3 protein-coding genes are annotated in these 2,312 nt (G+C 60.9%); all 3 read right to left on the bottom strand.

What is annotated here, in order from left to right; translation table 11 throughout:
* Window positions 1-681: ABC transporter ATP-binding protein (locus HLUSI_RS0115075; RefSeq protein ID WP_016834777.1), on the bottom strand; the 681-nt coding region annotated here is incomplete at its 3' end.
* A complete protein-coding gene (locus tag HLUSI_RS0115070; RefSeq protein ID WP_016834776.1) occupies window positions 671-1,453 on the bottom strand; it encodes an ABC transporter ATP-binding protein in 783 nt (260 codons plus the stop codon). The genes HLUSI_RS0115070 and HLUSI_RS0115075, both read right to left, overlap by 11 nt.
* Window positions 1,446-2,312: branched-chain amino acid ABC transporter permease (locus HLUSI_RS28825; RefSeq protein ID WP_016834775.1), on the bottom strand; the 867-nt coding region annotated here is incomplete at its 5' end. The genes HLUSI_RS28825 and HLUSI_RS0115070, both read right to left, overlap by 8 nt.

Raw genomic sequence — 2,312 nt, 5'->3', positions numbered from 1 at the left:
ACAAACAAGAACAAGGCCTTGCATCACTACGTTGCCGTCTTCCAGGACGTAGCCGTAGTCGGCCACCTCCAGCGCAATCTCGGCGTTCTGCTCCACCAGAATGACATCCACGCCGGAATCCCGGATCGTGCCGATCACCGAAGAAATGGTATCGACTACCGCCGGCGCCAGCCCGATGGTGGGTTCGTCGAGCAGCAGGATGCGCGGCGAGCTCATCAACGCCCGCGCCACCGCAACCATCTGCTGCTGGCCGCCGCTCAAGGTTCCTGCAACGGTCTTGAGACGATGCTTCAGGTCAGGGAAGTAACTCAGGGTCCGCTCGAAGTCCTGTGCGATGGCGGCGGCGTTTCCCCGACAATAGGCGCCCAGGGCCATGTTCTCGCCGACCGACATGGCGCCGAACAATCGGCGCCCTTCCGGCACCAGGGAGAGGCCGCGCGGCACCAGCTTCTCCGCACTCAGGCCCGACACCTCTTCGCCGAACAGCCGGATCGATCCGGAACTCGGACGCAGCAAGCCGGCCATGGTTTTCATCATGGTTGATTTTCCGGCGCCGTTGGCGCCGATGATCGTGACGATCTGGCCTTTGCGCAGGGTGATATTCACGCCGCGCAATGCAGGCACGATGCCGTAGTTGACGCACAGGTCGCCAAGCTCGATCGAGATGTCTTCAGTCGCCATGGCGTTTCCCCAGATAGGCCGACACCACGGTGTCGTCGTGACGGATTTCGTCGGGCGTACCGGTGGCGAGCAACTGCCCGTGATGCAGCACGACGATACGATCGCAGATCTGCATCACGGCCTTCATGTTGTGTTCCACCAGGAGAATCGTGCAACCGAAGACCTGGCGGATCTTTTCGAATACGCCCAGCGTCGTCATCACCTCGGTCTGGTTCAGGCCGGTGAGCGGCTCGTCCAGGCAAAGCAGCTTGGGCCGCGGCGCCGACGCGATGGCGATGCTGATCAAGCGCTGGATGCCATGCGGCAGCGTTCCTGCGATCTCATTCAGGTAAGGCCCGAGTCCCAGCATTTCCGCGGTCTCTTCAACCCTTGCCGCACGCTCCTTTTTTGTCCCGCGCGGCAATGCGCCGATGGCGCCGATCAGGATGTTTTCGTAGACGCTCATGCTGCGCATCAGGCTACCATGTTGGAAGGTTCTGACCAGCCCGGCCCGGCTGATCTCCAGCGCCGACTTTCCCGTCATGTCCTTGCCGTCGAAATAAAGACGGCCCGACGATGGCTTGAAAAAACCGCTGATCAGGTTGAAGGTGGTGCTTTTTCCCGCGCCGTTGGGACCGATCAGGCCCAGGATCTCTTGCCGTCGGATCTCCATGTTCAGGTCCGACACCGCAACCAGGCCGCCGAAGCGGCGCGTCAGGTTAGTGACGCGGGCCAGCACTTCGTGACCGGCCGCACCTGCGCCAGGAGACGTTTCGATATTGCGCTTATCCATTGACCTGCTCCTTCTTGTGCAACGGCTTTGCTGCAGGGCGTGGTTCATGCATCTGCCCAACCTTGCCGCCCTTGCTCTCTGCATGTGAAAACAGCTTCTTGTAGCCCCAGGAAAAAATGCCGACCAGCCCGTTGGGAAACAGCAGCACCGCAATGACGATGGCGGCGCCGTAGAAGATATGCTCGCCGGCGCCCATACCCATGGCCACGCTTCCCAGCGCCAGCAAGACGATCGATCCCAGCAACGGACCGAACGGACTGTTTTCACCGCCCACTTTCAGATAAGCCAGGGTAAAGGTCGACAACAGGAAGCCGAAGTCGCCGGGGCTGATGACGTTATTCGTGAATCCGTGCAGCGAGCCGCCGATTCCGGCCACAAAGGAAGCAATACCGAAGCAGACCACCTTGGACAGATGCACGTTGATGCCGACCGACAACACGACGTTGTCGTTGTCGCGGATCGCGATCAGGATCTTGCCGAAAGACGAGCGCTCGATGAGATACAGGGCCAGGATCATGACGCTGCACAGGCCGATGGCGAAAAGCGGAAAGTAGTTGCCGAATCCGCTCGGCGGAAAAATCCCCACCATGCCCGAGTTTCCGCCCAGCCAGTCGGACCTGGCGTAGAGGATGCGCATCACCTCGGTGAAGGCGAAGCCGATCAGCAGGAAATACGGCCCCTTGGTTTTCAGCGTCACATAGCCGAAGACCAGGCTGACCAGCGCCGCGATCACACCGCCCAGCAGCAGCGCCGGCAGGAACGGTATGTTGTAGACCGTCAGCGCCGCCCCCGCGCCATAGGCGCCGATCCCGTAAAAGGCGGCGATGGCGAAATTGAGCTCGCCGATCAGCGTGACGAA

Origin of the sequence: Herbaspirillum lusitanum P6-12, assembly GCF_000256565.1 — a bacterium.
GTDB classification, from domain to species: Bacteria; Pseudomonadota; Gammaproteobacteria; order Burkholderiales; family Burkholderiaceae_D; genus Herbaspirillum; species Herbaspirillum lusitanum.
The sequence above is the reverse complement of the archived record's forward strand: the minus strand, read 5'-3'. Positions and strand labels throughout refer to the sequence as shown.

Bases quoted from the DNA above. Each gene is read 5' to 3' on its own strand.
- HLUSI_RS0115070 (WP_016834776.1), bottom strand. From the start codon at position 1,453: ATGGATAAGCGCAATATCGAAACGTCTCCTGGCGCAGGTGCGGCCGGT.